Raw genomic sequence first — 15,551 nt, 5'->3', positions numbered from 1 at the left:
TGCGCCAGAGAATTTTTGCCTTTGGCGGGGATATTTGGCGCCAGATGAAGGATCAAGTGCTTTGTGCCATGCGTTGGGCGAGTTTCAGCGCCTCGATCAAGCTGGTGGGGTTTGCGATGCCCTGTCCGGCGATGTCGAGCGCGGTGCCATGGTCGGGCGAGGTGCGGATGAAGGGCAGGCCCAGGGTCACGTTCACGCCACGGTCGAAGTCGAGGGTCTTGATCGGGATCAGCGCCTGATCGTGATACATGGCGATGGCGGCGTCGTAGCGGGCACGCGCGGCGGCGTGGAACATCGTGTCGGCCGGGTGCGGGCCGGTGACGGTGTAGCCCTCGGGGGTGAGATCGGCCAGCAGAGGGGCGATCCAGTCCAGTTCCTCGCGACCCATCTTACCACCCTCGCCGGCATGGGGGTTGAGCCCGGCCACCGCGATGCGAGGATGCGGGATGCCGAATTGGCGGCGCAGGCTGTCGGAGGTGATCGCGATCGTGTCGCGCAGCAGATCGGGCGTGAGCAGCGAGGGCACCTGCGACAGCGGGATGTGGATCGTGGCGGGTACCACGCGGAGTTGCTCGCTGGCCAGCATCATCACCACGCGGGAGCGGCCTGCCAGCGCCGCCAGAAATTCGGTATGGCCCGGATAGGCGAAATCGGCGCCGTCGATCAGGGCCTTCTTGTGGATCGGTGCCGTGCAGAGTGCCGAGGCCGCGCCCGATTGCACCAGTGACACGCCGGTTTCGATGGCGTCTATAACCGAAGGCGCATTGGCTGGATCGGGGTGGCCGGGCAGGTTCGGGGCCGGAAAGGTCAGCGGCAACACCGGCAGCGCCTCTGCGCAGATGTCAGCCACTTGGGCCGGGTCTACGATTTCAGTCTTGCGGATGTCGTCGGGCAGGTGACCGGCGTCGCCGATGTAAAAGAATGGGCAGCTGTCGCGCAATGCGGTCCAAGCCTTGGCGGCGATCTCCGGACCGATGCCCGAAGGTTCTCCGCAGCTGAGCGCGATGGGCGCGGTCATTGCTCGATGATGGTGGCGTCGGCGCGCAGCTGTTCGACGAGGCTGTTGGCGAATGCCTGCAGGCGTTGCTGCGTCAGCGCGTTGGCCACGTCCTCGCGCGACGTGTCCTCACCCAGATCGCGCGTCCGATTGCACAGCATGAGAAACACCAGCGTCTGGCCATTGTTTCGGGTCAGAGTGGTCGACACCTCGTTGGGGTCCAGCTTTGCGAGTTCCAGCGCGATGTCGCGCGGGATTTCGGAGGGACTTGCCGAGACCCGGTCGAGTACCTCGGGCGGTTGCCCCTTGGCGATGCCGTACAGGTCGTCACAGGTATCCACCGTTTCCTTCAGTTCAGCGGCTCTTTGCAACGTATCGGGGCTGAGTCCGCCAGGCAGGTAATAGGCCGCATAGTCGATCTTGGAGAACCGCGGCGTGCTGGCGGCCACTTCTCGCAGGCCGCGCATCTGAAACAGGGCTACGGCGTTGGGCAGGCTCAGCGGCGCCGTGACCTCGCCATTCTTCAGGCCAAGGATAACCGGTTGCAGCGCCGGAGGCAGGTTGGTGACGTTCAACCAGTCCAGGCGTCCGCCATTTTCGCGTGTCGGCGCTGCCGAGTACTGCGTGGCGGCGGCTGAAAACGCATCGATGGTTTCGACACGGGCGATCTCGTCGGCCAACGCCTCGGCCTGTGCCAAGGTCTGCGCATTCACGGGGATGATGATTTCGGACAGCAAAACCTGGAGACCGCCACCGCCGGTCTGACCCATTGCACGGTCAATCTCGTCGTCCGTCGGACGGGCCTGAGAGATAAAGCGGGCGCTGACATAGTCGCGCCATGCCAGCTGACTGGATACGTAATCCCGCACGGTTTCCCGGTCGATGCCTGCGTCGGCCAGTGCCTTCAGGAACTGATCCGGGGTCAGCTGACCACGCGAAGCGAATTCGTCGATCGCAACCTGAATGTCTTCTGGTGTGGGCTGGATGCCGGCTTCGCGCATGGCCTGTTTGCGCAGGCGCTCGTCGATCAGCGCCTTGCGGACTTCGGCCTCCGAGCTGCCCGGGATACCCAGAATTTCGAGAAACCGCTGGCGCTGATCCAGTTCGTACCAGGTGACGATATCCTGATTCACGCGGATAGCCGGTGAAAACAAGCTTTGCGCGGGGGCTTGCTGAGGCGCAACTGTCAGCATGGCGACCGCGAGGCCGGGCGCAAATGCCGTCAGCCAACGGGAACGAAAGAACCTGGAAAAACCTGAAATCAGCTGCATTTTCTTTTATACTTCTTGCCCCCGCCTTCAACGGCGTATCCTGTCAGTGCAACGGTAAAGCCGAATTCCGTCGAAGGCTCAATACTTGATGTCGAAGTATATCGCCGGCTGACGGACATGTTAACCTGCACACATTCATTTTCATACGTCACACCCAAGCCCAGCCGCAGCGGTTCGGATTCTGCCAGATCATAGCGGGCCAGGGCGTTGGCTCTCCAGTTTTCATCCAGTCGTTGACGTGCGGTCAACCGTATCTCGGATGTTTCCATGTCAAGGTTTTCGGCCGGGTCCGGCTGCTGCCAGATATAGCTTCCGCCCAGTTGGGTCCCCTCGTTGGCCCAGGTTCCGCGCAATTCAGCCTTGGTAAAGCTGAAATCGCCATCCATCAATCCACGTGCGGCCAGCGTCAGGCCATTGTTCGTCTTGATCTGCCCTGCCAGCAGCAGGTCGGACGAAGTTCCCTGGAGGCCGGACGTAGCCGTGAAGTTCGGATCGGCGGTCGAGCGGAAGACCTGGCCGACCGTGGCCAATGCCCGCCAACCGCCCGGGGCATACCGCGCCCAGTTCACGCCCACGACCGCGGTCGTGCCGTCTTCGCGTCGGTCCTCGGCCGGAAAGCGCGACAGGGACAACAGGTTGCCCTGGTCAAATTCCTGGAAGGTGCTTTCGTCATCGGGCACATCGGTGTCCGAAACATGGGTCCAGCCAAACTGCGCGATCGGCTCAAGAAACTGGGTCGCGCCAGAGGCTTCGCGCCGGGTCATCGGATAGCGAAGTGTCAAAGCCGCACGCGGGGTCGACCGGGTGATCTGGTCGGGATAGGCGCTGTCGTTGCGAATGTCGAACGTGTCGACCGAAGCCCCCAGTTCAGCATCCGCGCGCAGCCCGGAGGCAAAGGTCCAGCTGCGCAGCCACTGGGCGTCGAATGTGGCGCGGGCCACATCGCGCCCAATGATATCCTCGTCGCTGGTCCGGGTGTGGGTGTGGGTGACGAAGCCCAACCGCACCTCGCCGCCGATAGCGGACGCGGGGAAATAGCGTTTCTGGTAGAACAGATCGAAGACCTGCGACGGGATCTCATCCTGTTCCTCGCTGTCGCGCAGGGTCTTGTAGTGAATGAAGCTGGTCCGAAACGCCGTGTCGCGTTTGATGCGCTCAAGCGCGATCTCGCTGCGCAGGCGGTCATAGTCAGGCAGCCCATAGTCCGCCAGGTATGAGTCGTCCGATGCGGTCTGGACGTCAAAGGTGAGCCGGAAGTCGTTCGGAAGATTGAACCAGCCATTTGCAAAGAAATAGCCCCGATCCTGCTCCTGCTGTACATCGTCGCGGGTATAGGCCCCTTCAAACTGGATGCGGCCGTTCTTGAAGGCCTGCCGGTAGCGATAGCCAAGCGTCGTGGTCTTGGACGACAGGTAGGGGGTCAGCGTCAGATCCCTGTGATCGCCCAGTTTGAAGAAATACGGCGTTTTGACGCCGGTACCCAACTGCGAGGTCGTGCGGATTGACGGCACCAGAAATCCGGTTGCCCGGTCCAGTGTCGGGTCCGGCAGACGCAGGGTTGGAAAGTAGAAAACCGGCACATCCAGAATGCGGAACTGGGCGCCCTCGAAATACAACTGCCGTTCGAGCTGATCATGCGTGACCTTGCGCGCCCGGATCTGCCAGAGGGGCGGCCGACCATCGGCGCAGACATGGCAGGACGTGGCCGAGACTTTGCTGAACTGCGTGTAGCGTCCTGCCGCGCGGGTTGCCTGAACCGACGCGATCTGTACCTGCTGGTCGAACACCAGCCGTGCGCCGGTCAACAACCCGTTCTGGATGCCGTCATCCAGCTGCGCTGAGTCCGCAAGGACGGTCGAGCGTCCGCCCTGATCGATCCGGATCGGACCCTCCAGCGTCAGCTCGCCCGACTCGCGGTCAAACACCACGCGCTGTGCGGACAGTTTGACGTCGCCCTGAAAGGCTTCGACATTGCCCTCGGCCACCAGTTTGCGATCCGGGGTGATGAAGATCCTGTCAGCCACCAGCAGGGCAGGCTGATCCTGTTGTTGTGCCGTGTCAGACGCGGGCGTACTGGTCTCCGAGGTTTGGGCCAATGCCAGCCCCGGACCGGAAAAGAACACAGCACTGGACAAAAGAAGGGGCAGAAGGCGCCGCATCAGCCGTCCTCCGCGTGCAGCAGAAGGCCGAGCGACAGCAATATGGCCGCAAACGGCGGTGCCCAGGCCGCAATCACAATTGGCAATTGGCCGTTCTCTCCCAAAATCTGAGCGAAATTGCGCACGAAGTATACGCCGAACCCCAGAAGAACAGCCGTCAGCACGGCGACGCCGGTGCCGCCGAACCGCACGTGCCGCATGGTGAAAGCCGCGCCGATCAACACCATCGAAATCAGGAAGAATGGGCGCGCCAGCTGCACCTGCAGCCAAACCTCGTATTGCTTGGTTGAAAAGCCCGCCTCGCGCAGGTCGCGGATCAGTTGGGGCAGGTCATAGACCGAGACGCTGTCCTGTTGGCCCAAGGTTTCAAGGATGCGCTGACGGGTCAGCGAAGTGGGCAGCCGCAGGGTCTCATGCGTGACGGCGTGGGTCTCGGGGTTGGTGTCGCTGGACAGGGGCCATTCCTTGGTGTTGCGCAGGATCCAGGCCCCGTCGTCGAGGCGAGCGCCGTCGGCGATGATCTGACGGGTCGGAAGACCTTCGGGCGAAAACGTGATGATGGACACGTCGATCAATTCAAGCTCGGCGTCGTTGGTCGATGCGCGGGCATGGATCACCGATTGGCCCTGCGGCGAGCCCTGACGCAGCCAAAGCCCATCGCGGCTGATCGACAGGGCGGAACTGCCACCGTTTTTGTATAGATCCGAGAAATGCCGGTACTGCTCGGACGTGGCCGCCGCAATCGGGTTCAGCAGGGCCACCGCCAGAGTTCCGATTATCAGCGCCAGAAGGACCGGTGCCAACAGCGCGCGGATACCCGAGCGGCCGATCGCCCGGGTCACCACCAACTCCGAGCTGCGTGCGAGGCCGACAAACAGGGCAATGGTCGACAGGATCATCAACAGCGGCAGCATCTCGCTGATCGCAGCGGGTGTGTTCAAAAGCGTCAGCTGCAGAACCTGGCCAAAGGACAGGTCTGCGTCATTGAACCGACGGGCCTGTTCGATCAGGTCGATCAGGATCATCAGTGTCAGGAAGATGGCCCCAATCACCAGAAAGCTCTGCAAAAAGCGGCGGGCGAAGTACCGGTCCAGAATCACGGTCGCATCCCCGGCACGGGGCGTCCAGCAGGCCTGTTGCCAGAATCGCCAAGGCACAAAAACATGCGCGACGGCCTATGCCTGCCGAATGATGCCAAGTTTTCTCCCCCGAGCCTGCCGGTCATTTTGGCGCGACCTTAATGCAATTGGCGGGCGGGGAAAACTGCTATCTGGTCAATGGCGGCGGCGCGGGCTAGGTCTGTGGGCAGAGTTTTTCAGGAGCAAGAAATGAGCAGTCTGGTACCGATCCGTTTTCAAGCCTTCGAACTGGACCTGATGGCACAGGCCCAAGGCCGGGTGGCCATTCTCATACCCGCCGATGGCAAGATGAACCCCGCCGCGCGCCGCGCAAACCGACTGACCCGTGGTGCCGTGGCCCGGCTGGTGGAAAGCGACCGTTTCGCCAAGGTCAAGACTGGCGACGTGATCTCGTTGGCTTGGCCCGGCGGGATGGAGGCAGAGGCATTGGACATTCTCGTCCTGCCACGCCGCCCCGAGCCGGACGAAGCCCGCAAAGGCGGTGCCGCGCTGGCCAAGCTGGCAGGTGGCAAGGACCTGCTGGTCATGGCGGGCAACCAAATGCGGACCGAGGAACTGGCCCTGGGCATTGCCCTGCGCAGCTATGATTTCGACGCGCACAAAACCAAGGACGATGACGCAAAGGGCGCGGTGACCATCTGCCACGCCAAGCCCGACGACGCCGAGGCCGCCTTCGTGCCGCTCTATGCGGTTGCCGATGGTGTGCGCATGACCCGCGACCTGACGAACGAACCGGCCAACATCCTGACAACGACCGAATTTGCTAACCGTCTGAAAGAGATGGAGGAGTTGGGCCTGAAGGTCGAGGTGCTGGAGGAAGACAAACTGGCCGAGTTGGGCATGAGGACCCTGCTGAGCGTCGGGCAAGGGTCGGACAGCCCCTCGAAAGTCGTCGTGATGCAGTGGAATGGCGGCGATGCCGATGACGCGCCGCTGGCTCTGGTCGGCAAGGGGGTCGTTTTCGACACCGGCGGTATCTCGATCAAACCGGCCGCAGGTATGGAAGATATGACCATGGACATGGGCGGCGCAGGCGTCGTTGCAGGCACCATGCGTGCATTGGCCAAGCGTAAGGCCAAGGCCAATGTCGTGGGCCTGGTCGGGCTGGTCGAGAACATGCCTTCGGGCAGTGCAACGCGGCCGGGCGACGTCGTCAAGTCGATGAAGGGCGATACGGTCGAGATCATCAACACCGACGCCGAGGGCCGTTTGGTGCTGTGTGACGTCATGTGGTACGCGCAGGAGCGGTTCAATCCGGTCGGCATGATCGATCTGGCCACCTTGACTGGCGCGATCATCATCGGACTGGGACATGAAAACGCAGGCGTGTTTTCCAACAACGACACCTTCTGCGACGCGTTCCTGAAGGCCGCCCGGGCCGAGGATGAAGGCGCGTGGCGTATGCCGCTGGGGCAGGCTTATGACGATCTGCTGAAGTCGCGCATCGCGGACATGAAGAACGTGGGCGGCCGGCCGGCCGGTTCGATCACCGCAGCACAGTTCCTTCAGCGTTTCGTCAAGGAAGAAACACCCTGGATCCATTTGGATATCGCGGGCGTGGCCTCGGTTGCGGCGGAAACGTCCTATGCGCCCAAGGGCGCAACGGGTTGGGGCGTCCGTGCGCTCAGCCGTTTCGTGCAGGACAATTTCGAGTAGGTCGATGGGCGCCGTCTACTTCTACCACCTGACCCGCCATCCACTTGAGCAGACCTTGCCGGTGTTGCTGGCCAAGGCACGGCAGGCCGGGTGGCGGATTGCGGTGCGGGGCACTGACCCTGCGCGGCTGGACTGGCTGGACGAAAGGCTTTGGCTGGGTCCCGAAGACGCGTTTCTGCCGCATGGTCAGGCAGGTGGGCCGCATGACGCGGTTCAGCCGATCCTGCTGACTACCGAGGCGGACGCTGCCAATAACCCGTCTTGCCTGATGGCGGTGGACGGGGCCGAAGTGACGCCGGATGAGGTGACCGCCTCGGAGCGGGTTTGCATCCTGTTCGATGGCAACGATCCAAGCGCGGTGGATCATGCGCGCGGTCAATGGAAGACGCTGACCGCGGCGGGTTGCGCGGCGCAGTATTGGTCGGAGGAATCCTGCCGCTGGGAGAAAAAGGCCGAATCCGGCTGACTCGGGACCGAAATCAGATTGCAGGCGTGGCGATCCGCGCGACAGGAGATTGATTGATGAAAATGAAACCGTTGGGCCGCACGGGCATCCAGGTCTCGGACCTGTGCCTCGGAACCATGACATTCGGTACGCAGACCCCCGAGGCGGATGCGCATCGTCAGATCGACACGGCGCTGGCGGCCGGGATCAATTTCCTTGATGCCGCCGAGATGTATCCGGTCAACCCGATCACCAAGGAGACCGTGGGCAAGACCGAGCAGATCATCGGCAACTGGAATGCGGCCCATCCGGCCCGTCGCGGCAGTTATGTTCTGGCGACCAAGCATTCGGGCGCCGGCTTCACCCATGCGCGGGACGGAGCACCGATCTCGGCCAGCACGATCCCCGGGGCCATCGAGGGATCGTTGCGGCGTCTGCAGACCGACTACATCGACCTGTACCAATTCCACTGGCCCAACCGCGGAAGTTACATGTTCCGGCAGAATTGGGACTATGACCCGTCGGGCGGTGATCGGCAGGACGTTCTGGACAATATGCGCGAATGCCTCGAGGCGCTGCAGTCGCAGGTGGACAAGGGCAATATCCGCGCCTTCGGCCTGTCGAACGAAAGCGCCTGGGGCACCGCCCAGTGGCTGCGCCTGTCGGACGAGATGGGGGCTCCACGGGTGGCCTCGATCCAGAACGAGTATTCCCTGCTGTGCCGCCTGTATGACACCGACATGGCCGAGCTGAGCGCCTATGAGGATGTGGGTCTGCTGGCCTTCTCGCCGCTGGCCGCCGGGTTTCTGACCGGCAAGTATCAGGGCGGGGCGGTGCCCGAGGGATCGCGCATGTCGATCGTGCCGCAGATGGGCGGGCGCAAGGGCGACCGGGTGTTCGACGCGGTCGAAGCCTGTCTGGCCATTGCCGCTAAACACGGGCTGGACCCGGTGCACATGGCGCTGGCCTGGTGCCAGGCGCGGCCGTTCATGACCTCGGTCATCTTCGGCGCGACCACGCAGGCGCAGCTGGAGCGGATCCTGGAGGGGCGGGATGCCGTACTGTCCGATGAGGTTATGGCCGAGATCAACGCGGCCCATCGCGCGCATCCGATGCCGTACTGAGGGATGGGGGCGCTGCCCCCGTCGTCGCAGCCAACTCCCCCAAATCTATGACCAGATCAAGCTCGCCCGTCAGTGATGGGTGGGCTGGGTGCGGTCCTGTCTGAGGTCGCGGGCGGATAGTCCATGCGCCGTGCGGAAAGCGCGCGCAAAGCTGGATTGGGACGTGAACCCCGTGGCCAGTGCCACATCCATCAGCGCCATGTCGGTGTCGGTGACCAGACGGCGGGCTTCGGCCAGGCGCAGTTGCAGGTAGTGGTCCTGCGGCGTGGTGTTGAGGCGCAGGCGGAATTGCTGCTGAAGGGTGCGCGGGCTGGTTCCCAAGGCCTGTGCGATCTCAGCCAGGGGCAGCGGATCGTCCAGCGCGGCCTGCATGATCGCGTTGGCGCGGGCGGTCAGGGCGCTGTGGCGGTGTGGCGCCCCGGTACGGCTCTGCGGTCTGCCGGGTTCGGGGGCGCCTTCGTAGAGGAACAGGCCCGAGACACGGGCCGCGAAGCCGGCGCCGTGGCGTGCCGCGATGATGTGCAGCATCATCTCGACCGCGGGGATCGCTCCGCCCGAGGTCAGGCGGTTGCCGGACACGGTGAACCGGTCGGGGCGCACGTCGACTTCGGGGAAACGGGTGGCGAAGGTCTCGAGATCTTCCCAGTGGGTGGTGGCGGCGTGACCGTCAAGCAGCCCTGCTTCGGCCAGCAGCCAGGGGCCTCCGTCGATGCCCGCCATCGTGGCGCCGGTATTGGCGATGCGGCGCAGCCCGGCCAGCAGGCTGGGTGTTGCGTGGCGCACTAGGTTGAACCCCGCGATCACGATCATCAGGTCGCAGTGGTCGAGGCGCGCCAGCGGGACGCCCGGCACCTGCAACGCGCTGGTCAGCATCGCCGGCTCGGGCGTGGCGGTCACGTAGTCCCAGTCGAAGGCCGGGCGGTCGGCCAACCGGTTGGCGGCGCGCATCGGGTCCACCGCCGAGGCGAAGCTGAGCGTGTTGCACTCGTCCAGCACCAGAACGGCGGTTTTCAGCGCGCGGTGCTCGGGCTGGAGGATGTTTTTTGCGGATTTCATCAAGTCTGATTCGCATTCTGGCAAGTTGTTTGGTCAAGGCTGCGCCAGAGTCGGGGCCAGACGCAAATCGGAATCCGGGGAGAAGCCTGGGGAAAACCCATGGCGAAGCCGTGTATAACTTGGGGATAACACCATGCCTTTGGAAATGAACCGCGAAGTATTCATCACTTGTGCCGTGACCGGCTCGGGTGGGACGCAGGATCGCAGCCCGCATGTGCCGCGTTCACCCAAGCAGATCGCCGACAGCGCCATCGCGGCGGCCAAGGCCGGGGCGGCGGTGGTGCATTGCCATGTGCGTGACCCGGAAACCGGCGCGCCCAGCCGCCGTCTGGACCTCTATCGCGAGGTGACGGACCGCATCCGCGACGCCGAGGTGGACGTGGTTCTGAACCTGACCGCCGGTATGGGTGGCGACATCGTGTTCGGCGGGGTTGAAGCCCCGTTTCCCGTGGCCGAGGGGACCGACATGATCGGTGCTTCAGAACGCGTGGCCCATGTGGCTGAGTGTCTGCCCGAGATCTGCACGCTGGATTGCGGCACCATGAACTTTGCCGAGGCCGACTATGTCATGACCAACACGCCCGGCGCCTTGCGGGCGATGGGGCAGATGATGACCGATCTGGGCGTGAAGCCCGAGATCGAGGCCTTTGACACCGGCCATCTTTGGTTCGCCAAGCAACTGGTGAAAGAGGGCGTTCTGGCCCCGAATGCGCTGGTGCAGCTGTGCATGGGCGTGCCGTGGGGCGCGCCGGATGACCTGAACACCTTCATGGCGATGGTGAACAACGTGCCCGACGACTGGACCTTCAGCGCGTTCTCGCTGGGGCGGCATCAGATGGCCTATGTGGCGGCTTCGGTTCTGGCCGGCGGCAACGTGCGCGTGGGGCTCGAGGACAACCTGTGGCTGGACAAGGGGGTGCTGGCCGAAAACTGGCAACTTGTCGAGCGCGCGGGAACGATCATCGAGAACATGGGCGCGCGGGTGATCGGCCCGGCTGAGGTGCGCGAGAAGTTGGGATTGGTCAAACGGGCGCCTGTGGCGACCTGACGGGCGGGGCGACCCTCGGAATTTCTGTCGAACAACGATGGCCCCCGGTGCGGCCTGGACGTTCGGGGCGAAGGAGAGAAGATGAAAACGGCAGCGATCATCGGTGGTGGCGTGATCGGCGGCGGATGGGCCGCGCGGTTTCTGCTGAATGGCTGGGATGTACGGGTGTTTGATCCGGACCCCGAGGCCGAGCGCAAGATCGGCGAGGTCATGGACAACGCCCGGCGGTCGTTGCCCGGGCTGAGCGATGTGCCGCTGCCGCCCGAAGGCGCGCTGAGCTTTCATGCCGACATGGCCGACGCGGTGCAGGGGGCAACGTGGATACAGGAGAGCGTGCCCGAGCGTCTGGATCTGAAGCTGAAGGTTTACCAGGGGCTGCAGGAGGCCTGTGATCCCGGGGCGATCATCGGGTCCTCGACCAGCGGGTTCAAACCGTCCGAGCTGCAGGAAGGCGCGCTGCGGCCCGAACAGATCGTGGTGACGCACCCGTTCAACCCGGTCTATCTGCTGCCGCTGGTCGAACTGGTGCCCTCGGCCGCCAACCCGCCCGAACTGCTCGAGCAGGCCAAGAACGTGTTGCGCTCGGTCGGATTCTTCCCGCTGCAGGTCCGTAAGGAGATCGACGCGCATATCGCCGACCGGTTCCTCGAGGCCGTCTGGCGCGAGGCGCTGTGGCTGGTCAAAGACGGCGTGGCCACGACCGAGGAGGTGGACGAGGCAATCCGCATGGGCTTTGGCATCCGCTGGGCGCAGATGGGCCTGTTCGAGACCTATCGCGTGGCCGGGGGCGAGGCCGGGATGCGGCATTTCATGGCCCAGTTCGGCCCGGCGCTGAAATGGCCCTGGACCAAGCTGATGGACGTGCCCGAGTTCACCGACGCGTTGGTCGATATGATCGCCGACCAGTCGGACGCGCAATCGGGGATGCACTCGATCCGCGAGTTGGAGCGCATTCGTGACAACAATCTGGTGGGCATGATGCGGGCCTTGAAGGCGCGCGACTGGGGTGCGGGGGCAGTGCTGAACCAGCATGACGCGCTGCTGAAGCCGGGTGCCCTGCCGACGCTGGAACAGGCGGATCTGAGCCAGCCGATCCTGACACTGGCCCGCGCGGTGCCGCTGGACTGGACCGACTACAACGGCCACATGAACGAGGCGCGGTATCTCGAGGCCTTTGCCGCTGCGACCGACCGCTTCATGGAGATCATCGGCTGCGATGCCGACTACATCGCCTCGGGCGGTAGCTATTTCACCGCTGAGAATCACATCCGGTATCTGGACGAGGCCCATGCCGGGGCGAAAATCGAGGTGCGCACGCAGATGCTGTTGGGGCAGGGCAAGAAGCTGCACCTGTTCCACAGCATGTACGAGGGCGACAAATTGCTGGCCACGGGCGAGAGCTTTCTGCTGCATGTCAGCCTGGAAACCCGTCGGCCCTGTGCGCCGTCGCCGCGGATCGAGGCCGCGATGGCCCGCATCGCCGGAGCGCAGGCCGGGTTGCCCTATCCCGAGGGCGCGGGGGCGGCGATCCGCAAACCGGCATGACGGGGCGGGTTCTGATCACCGCCGGTGCCTCGGGCGTGGGGCGCGCGATGGCCGAGGCGTTCGACGCCGCGGGCGCGCAGGTTTGGGTGGCCGATGTGGACGCGGCTGCGCTTCAGGCCTGCCCGGATCACTGGGGGCGATCGCAGGTCGATGTGTCGGATGAGGCCGCCGTCGCAGCGCTGTTCGGCAAGATCGCGGCGCAGTGGGGCGGTCTGGACGTTCTGTGCGCGAATGCGGGTATCGCGGGGCCGACCGCATTGGTCGAAGATGTTGCGCTAAGCGATTGGCAAAAATGTATTTCCGTCAACCTGGACGGGGCGTTTTTGTGCGCGAAATACGCGGCGCCGATGCTCAAGCGGCAGGGGCGCGGCGCGGTGCTGATCACATCCTCCACCGCCGGGCAGTACGGCTATCCCAACCGTGCGCCCTATGCGGCGGCGAAATGGGCGGTGATCGGACTGGGCAAGACCCTAGCGATGGAACTGGGGCCGCACGGCGTACGGTGCAACGTCATCTGCCCCGGCGCGGTGGAAGGCCCGCGGATGGAGGGCGTACTGCAGCGCGAAGCGACCGCCAAGGGCATGACCCGCGATCAGGTCTATCAGGGCTATGCGGCGGGCACTTCGATGGGCCGCTTCGTCGAAGCGCATGACATTGCCGCCATGGCGGTGTTCCTGGCCTCGGATGCGGCACGGCTGGTGTCGGGGCAGGTCATCGCCGTCGATGGGCACACCGTGAACCCCGACCCCAAGCTTTAGCCCTGGTTGGGGCCGCGCATCTGACGGATCGAGGCGCGAACGGCCTGCCAGTTCTGTGCCTCTTCCACGTTTCCGGCGGCTTCGAATTCGCGGGCTTTCTGGGCGGCTTCGGCCTCGGCCTTGTCGCCATGCGCCGAGTAGAGCGCGCGCGCGTATTGAGCGGTTTTGAGAGCGTCCATTCCTGATATCCTCCTTTTGGTCGGATCGTTCGGATTTTCGCGCACCTCAATATAGGGGATCGGGTGGGAAATTGCACCTGTTGGCTTGTGTCACCCTGCCGAAATGGCCGCGCGCAGCTGGCGCAGATGGGTCGGGAAATGCCGGGCAGTCAGATCAGCTTCGCGGACCAAGGTATCGAAATGTCTCGTAAAAATCTCGATCCGGTCCCGGTCGCGGAAGGCCATGTAGTGGCTGCCGGCATAGAACACGCAGAGCAGCGGACCAAAGATGGTGACCGGCGCGGAATAGAGCCGCTTGGCATCGAACAGGTAGATGCGCATGCGCGGATACAGCTGTTCGCACAGCTCCAGCATATGATCGATCTGGTCCAGCCGCACCTGCAGGGGCAGCCCGTCATAATAGCCGGTGCCACAAACAAAGCTGTGAATCTCATACAGCGGCATGGCTATTTCATAGTCGGACTGGGCCCCGCGCATCCAGGTCAGGCGGTCCTCGGAGGCGCCGATGGCCTGGTCGGCGGTTCGGCCCAGATGCGGCGCATATTCCCATTCCAGCACGGCGCGGGTTTTCAGCATGTCGGGCAGGGTGGCCGGAACATAGCGGATTTTGTAGCCGGCGGCCTCCTGATGCCATTCAAAGATGCGCTCGTCGACCAGGGCGCGGGGTGCCTCGGTCATGGTCAGAGAACTGGCCAGCAGCTCGGCCGCGCTCTCGGGTCGGTTCGAGAGGCTGAGCAGCCAATCCGCCGACACCCCCAGAGCCGAGGCGCAGCTGCCCACGACATGGGCGTTGGGCAGGCGTGCGCCCGTATCGGTCAGCAACTGGGAAACGGTTGAGCGATCGACCCCGATGGTGCGCGCCAGCGCGCTTTGGCTCATCTTCCGCTGGTCCATTGCGCGGGCCAGGCGCAGGCGGAACTGCGCGGCGCGGTCGCGTTTGTCGAAATTTTCCTGCATGTGGTGATAAATATCACGAACGCTGAGATTTGTTAATCATATTCGGAATTCTCGACAGGGCCACTGGCAGGTAACGCTTGTGTGAAAAGCAAAAAGACTGGGGACCGGAATGGAAACGCGGCGAAGATCTGTCGTGAAGGCAATCATTTGGAATGCGATGGGCCTTGCGGTCATGACCGTGGTGGGGCTGGTCGCCACCGGCTCGGCCGCCGTCGGAGGCGTATTGGCGGTTGTGAACACGGCCATCGGGCTGACGCTCTACGTGATTTACGAACGCATCTGGGCCGGAATTTCCTGGGGGCGGCATGGCTGAAGCGACCACCCCAAAATCCCCCGAATGGCCGACCTTTGCCCTGATCGTTGCCTGCTATGCCCTTTGGCTGATTGCGATTTTCGGCGTTGCGGCGTGGTCGCTGTGGCTGGCGGTGCCGATGATGGGGGTCGTCGCGGCGCTGCACTCGTCCCTGACGCATGAGGCGCTGCACGGCCACCCGTTCCGCGCAAAGTGGTTGAACGAGGCGCTGATGGCGCTGCCGCTGACCCTGTTCATCCCCTACAACCGCTTCCGCGATCTGCATCTGGCGCACCATCAGGATGCCAACCTGACCGACCCCTATGACGATCCGGAGTCCAATTATCTGGACCCGGCGGTCTGGATCAGGCTGCCGCAGTGGCAGCGGTGGGTCTATCAGGCGAACAACACGCTGTTGGGGCGCATGGCGCTGGGTCCGATCATCGGCCAGTTGGCTTTTCTGCGCGACGACTGGCGCGGTGCGGTGCGCGGGGACCGCGACATCTGGCTAGCCTGGGCTTTCCATCTGCTCGGCGTGGCGGTGGTTCTGTGGGTCGTGGCGCAATCAGCGATGCCGGTCTGGGCCTTTGTCCTTTCGGCTTATCTGGGACTGGCGCTGGTCAAGATCCGCACCTTTCTGGAACACCGCGCGCACGAAAAGTCGCGCGCCCGAACGGTGATCGTCGAAGACCGCGGACCGCTTGCCTTTCTGTTTCTGAACAACAACCTGCACGTCGTTCATCACATGAACCCGGCGGCGCCATGGTATCGGTTGCCCGCGCTCTATCGCCGAGGGAAAGAGCGCTATCTGGCCTGCAACGAGGCCTATGTCTATCGCTCGTACGGGCAGGTTTTCCGGCAGTATTTCTGGCGTGCCAAGGATCCTGTAGAACATCCGCTCTGGCCAAAACCCTGATTTGACGAC

Annotated in this window: 15 protein-coding genes; 8 read left to right on the top strand and 7 right to left on the bottom strand. The window is 63.7% G+C overall.

The window, feature by feature from the left end; translation table 11 throughout:
• Positions 1-52: 52 nt before the first annotated feature.
• Genes pdxA through lptG form a run of 4 tightly spaced genes read right to left on the bottom strand, consistent with a single transcriptional unit; the run spans position 53 to position 5,527 of the window.
• Entirely contained in the window at positions 53-1,018 is a 966-nt protein-coding gene (gene pdxA / locus ACR0EF_RS06965) for a 4-hydroxythreonine-4-phosphate dehydrogenase PdxA (protein WP_170370598.1), read from the bottom strand.
• Positions 1,015-2,268, bottom strand: a complete 1,254-nt coding sequence (locus ACR0EF_RS06960) for a peptidylprolyl isomerase (protein ID WP_170372417.1) — start codon at positions 2,266-2,268, stop codon at positions 1,015-1,017. The genes pdxA and ACR0EF_RS06960 overlap by 4 nt, the downstream gene beginning before the upstream one ends.
• On the bottom strand, positions 2,259-4,427 hold the full coding sequence (locus ACR0EF_RS06955) for an LPS-assembly protein LptD (protein ID WP_170372419.1): 2,169 nt from the start codon (positions 4,425-4,427) through the stop codon (positions 2,259-2,261). Before ACR0EF_RS06955 ends, ACR0EF_RS06960 begins: the two co-directional genes overlap by 10 nt.
• On the bottom strand, positions 4,427-5,527 hold the full coding sequence (gene lptG, locus ACR0EF_RS06950; RefSeq protein ID WP_170372421.1) for an LPS export ABC transporter permease LptG: 1,101 nt from the start codon (positions 5,525-5,527) through the stop codon (positions 4,427-4,429). Before lptG ends, ACR0EF_RS06955 begins: the two co-directional genes overlap by 1 nt.
• A gap of 228 nt (positions 5,528-5,755) precedes the next feature.
• On the opposite strand from lptG, the gene ACR0EF_RS06945 reads away from it, so the two are divergent.
• Genes ACR0EF_RS06945 through ACR0EF_RS06935 form a run of 3 tightly spaced genes read left to right on the top strand, consistent with a single transcriptional unit; the run spans position 5,756 to position 8,791 of the window.
• Positions 5,756-7,222: a leucyl aminopeptidase gene (locus tag ACR0EF_RS06945; protein WP_170370594.1), complete on the top strand. Its 1,467-nt coding sequence runs from the start codon at positions 5,756-5,758 to the stop codon at positions 7,220-7,222.
• A gap of 4 nt (positions 7,223-7,226) precedes the next feature.
• Complete coding sequence (locus tag ACR0EF_RS06940) at positions 7,227-7,688, top strand: DNA polymerase III subunit chi (protein WP_170372423.1); 462 nt, start codon at positions 7,227-7,229, stop codon at positions 7,686-7,688.
• A 56-nt stretch (positions 7,689-7,744) separates the two neighbouring features.
• Positions 7,745-8,791, top strand: coding sequence for an aldo/keto reductase (locus tag ACR0EF_RS06935; protein WP_170370593.1), 1,047 nt, complete (start codon positions 7,745-7,747; stop codon positions 8,789-8,791).
• Between the two features lie 69 nt (positions 8,792-8,860).
• On the opposite strand, the gene ACR0EF_RS06930 is transcribed toward ACR0EF_RS06935, so the two are convergent.
• Complete coding sequence (locus tag ACR0EF_RS06930) at positions 8,861-9,847, bottom strand: GlxA family transcriptional regulator (protein ID WP_170370592.1); 987 nt, start codon at positions 9,845-9,847, stop codon at positions 8,861-8,863.
• Between the two features lie 133 nt (positions 9,848-9,980).
• Between ACR0EF_RS06930 and bcoG the strand changes: the two genes are divergently transcribed.
• The 3 genes from bcoG (at position 9,981) to ACR0EF_RS06915 (ending at position 13,198) form a co-directional block, all read left to right on the top strand.
• The gene (gene bcoG / locus ACR0EF_RS06925) at positions 9,981-10,895 is read left to right on the top strand and encodes a 3-dehydrocarnitine:acetyl-CoA trimethylamine transferase BcoG (RefSeq protein ID WP_170368570.1); all 915 of its coding nucleotides are present in this window, start codon (positions 9,981-9,983) and stop codon (positions 10,893-10,895) included.
• Positions 10,896-10,976: 81 nt separating this feature from the next.
• Positions 10,977-12,440: a carnitine 3-dehydrogenase gene (locus ACR0EF_RS06920; RefSeq protein WP_170372425.1), complete on the top strand. Its 1,464-nt coding sequence runs from the start codon at positions 10,977-10,979 to the stop codon at positions 12,438-12,440.
• Entirely contained in the window at positions 12,437-13,198 is a 762-nt protein-coding gene (locus ACR0EF_RS06915; protein WP_170338301.1) for an SDR family oxidoreductase, read from the top strand. Before ACR0EF_RS06920 ends, ACR0EF_RS06915 begins: the two co-directional genes overlap by 4 nt.
• On the opposite strand, the gene ACR0EF_RS06910 is transcribed toward ACR0EF_RS06915, so the two are convergent.
• Both ACR0EF_RS06910 and ACR0EF_RS06905 read right to left on the bottom strand, forming a co-directional pair.
• A complete protein-coding gene (locus ACR0EF_RS06910) occupies positions 13,195-13,377 on the bottom strand; it encodes a hypothetical protein (RefSeq protein ID WP_093962276.1) in 183 nt (60 codons plus the stop codon). The genes ACR0EF_RS06915 and ACR0EF_RS06910 overlap by 4 nt on opposite strands.
• Positions 13,378-13,467: 90 nt before the next feature.
• Positions 13,468-14,334, bottom strand: coding sequence for a helix-turn-helix domain-containing protein (locus ACR0EF_RS06905; RefSeq protein ID WP_170372427.1), 867 nt, complete (start codon positions 14,332-14,334; stop codon positions 13,468-13,470).
• 109 nt (positions 14,335-14,443) lie between these two features.
• On the opposite strand from ACR0EF_RS06905, the gene ACR0EF_RS06900 reads away from it, so the two are divergent.
• On the top strand, positions 14,444-14,647 hold the full coding sequence (locus ACR0EF_RS06900) for a DUF2061 domain-containing protein (protein ID WP_170372429.1): 204 nt from the start codon (positions 14,444-14,446) through the stop codon (positions 14,645-14,647).
• Entirely contained in the window at positions 14,640-15,542 is a 903-nt protein-coding gene (locus ACR0EF_RS06895; protein ID WP_170372431.1) for a fatty acid desaturase, read from the top strand. Before ACR0EF_RS06900 ends, ACR0EF_RS06895 begins: the two co-directional genes overlap by 8 nt.
• Positions 15,543-15,551: the final 9 nt, after the last annotated feature.

Source organism: Ruegeria sp. CG8, assembly GCF_056537165.1.
This window is presented reverse-complemented; position numbering and strand designations above follow the sequence as displayed.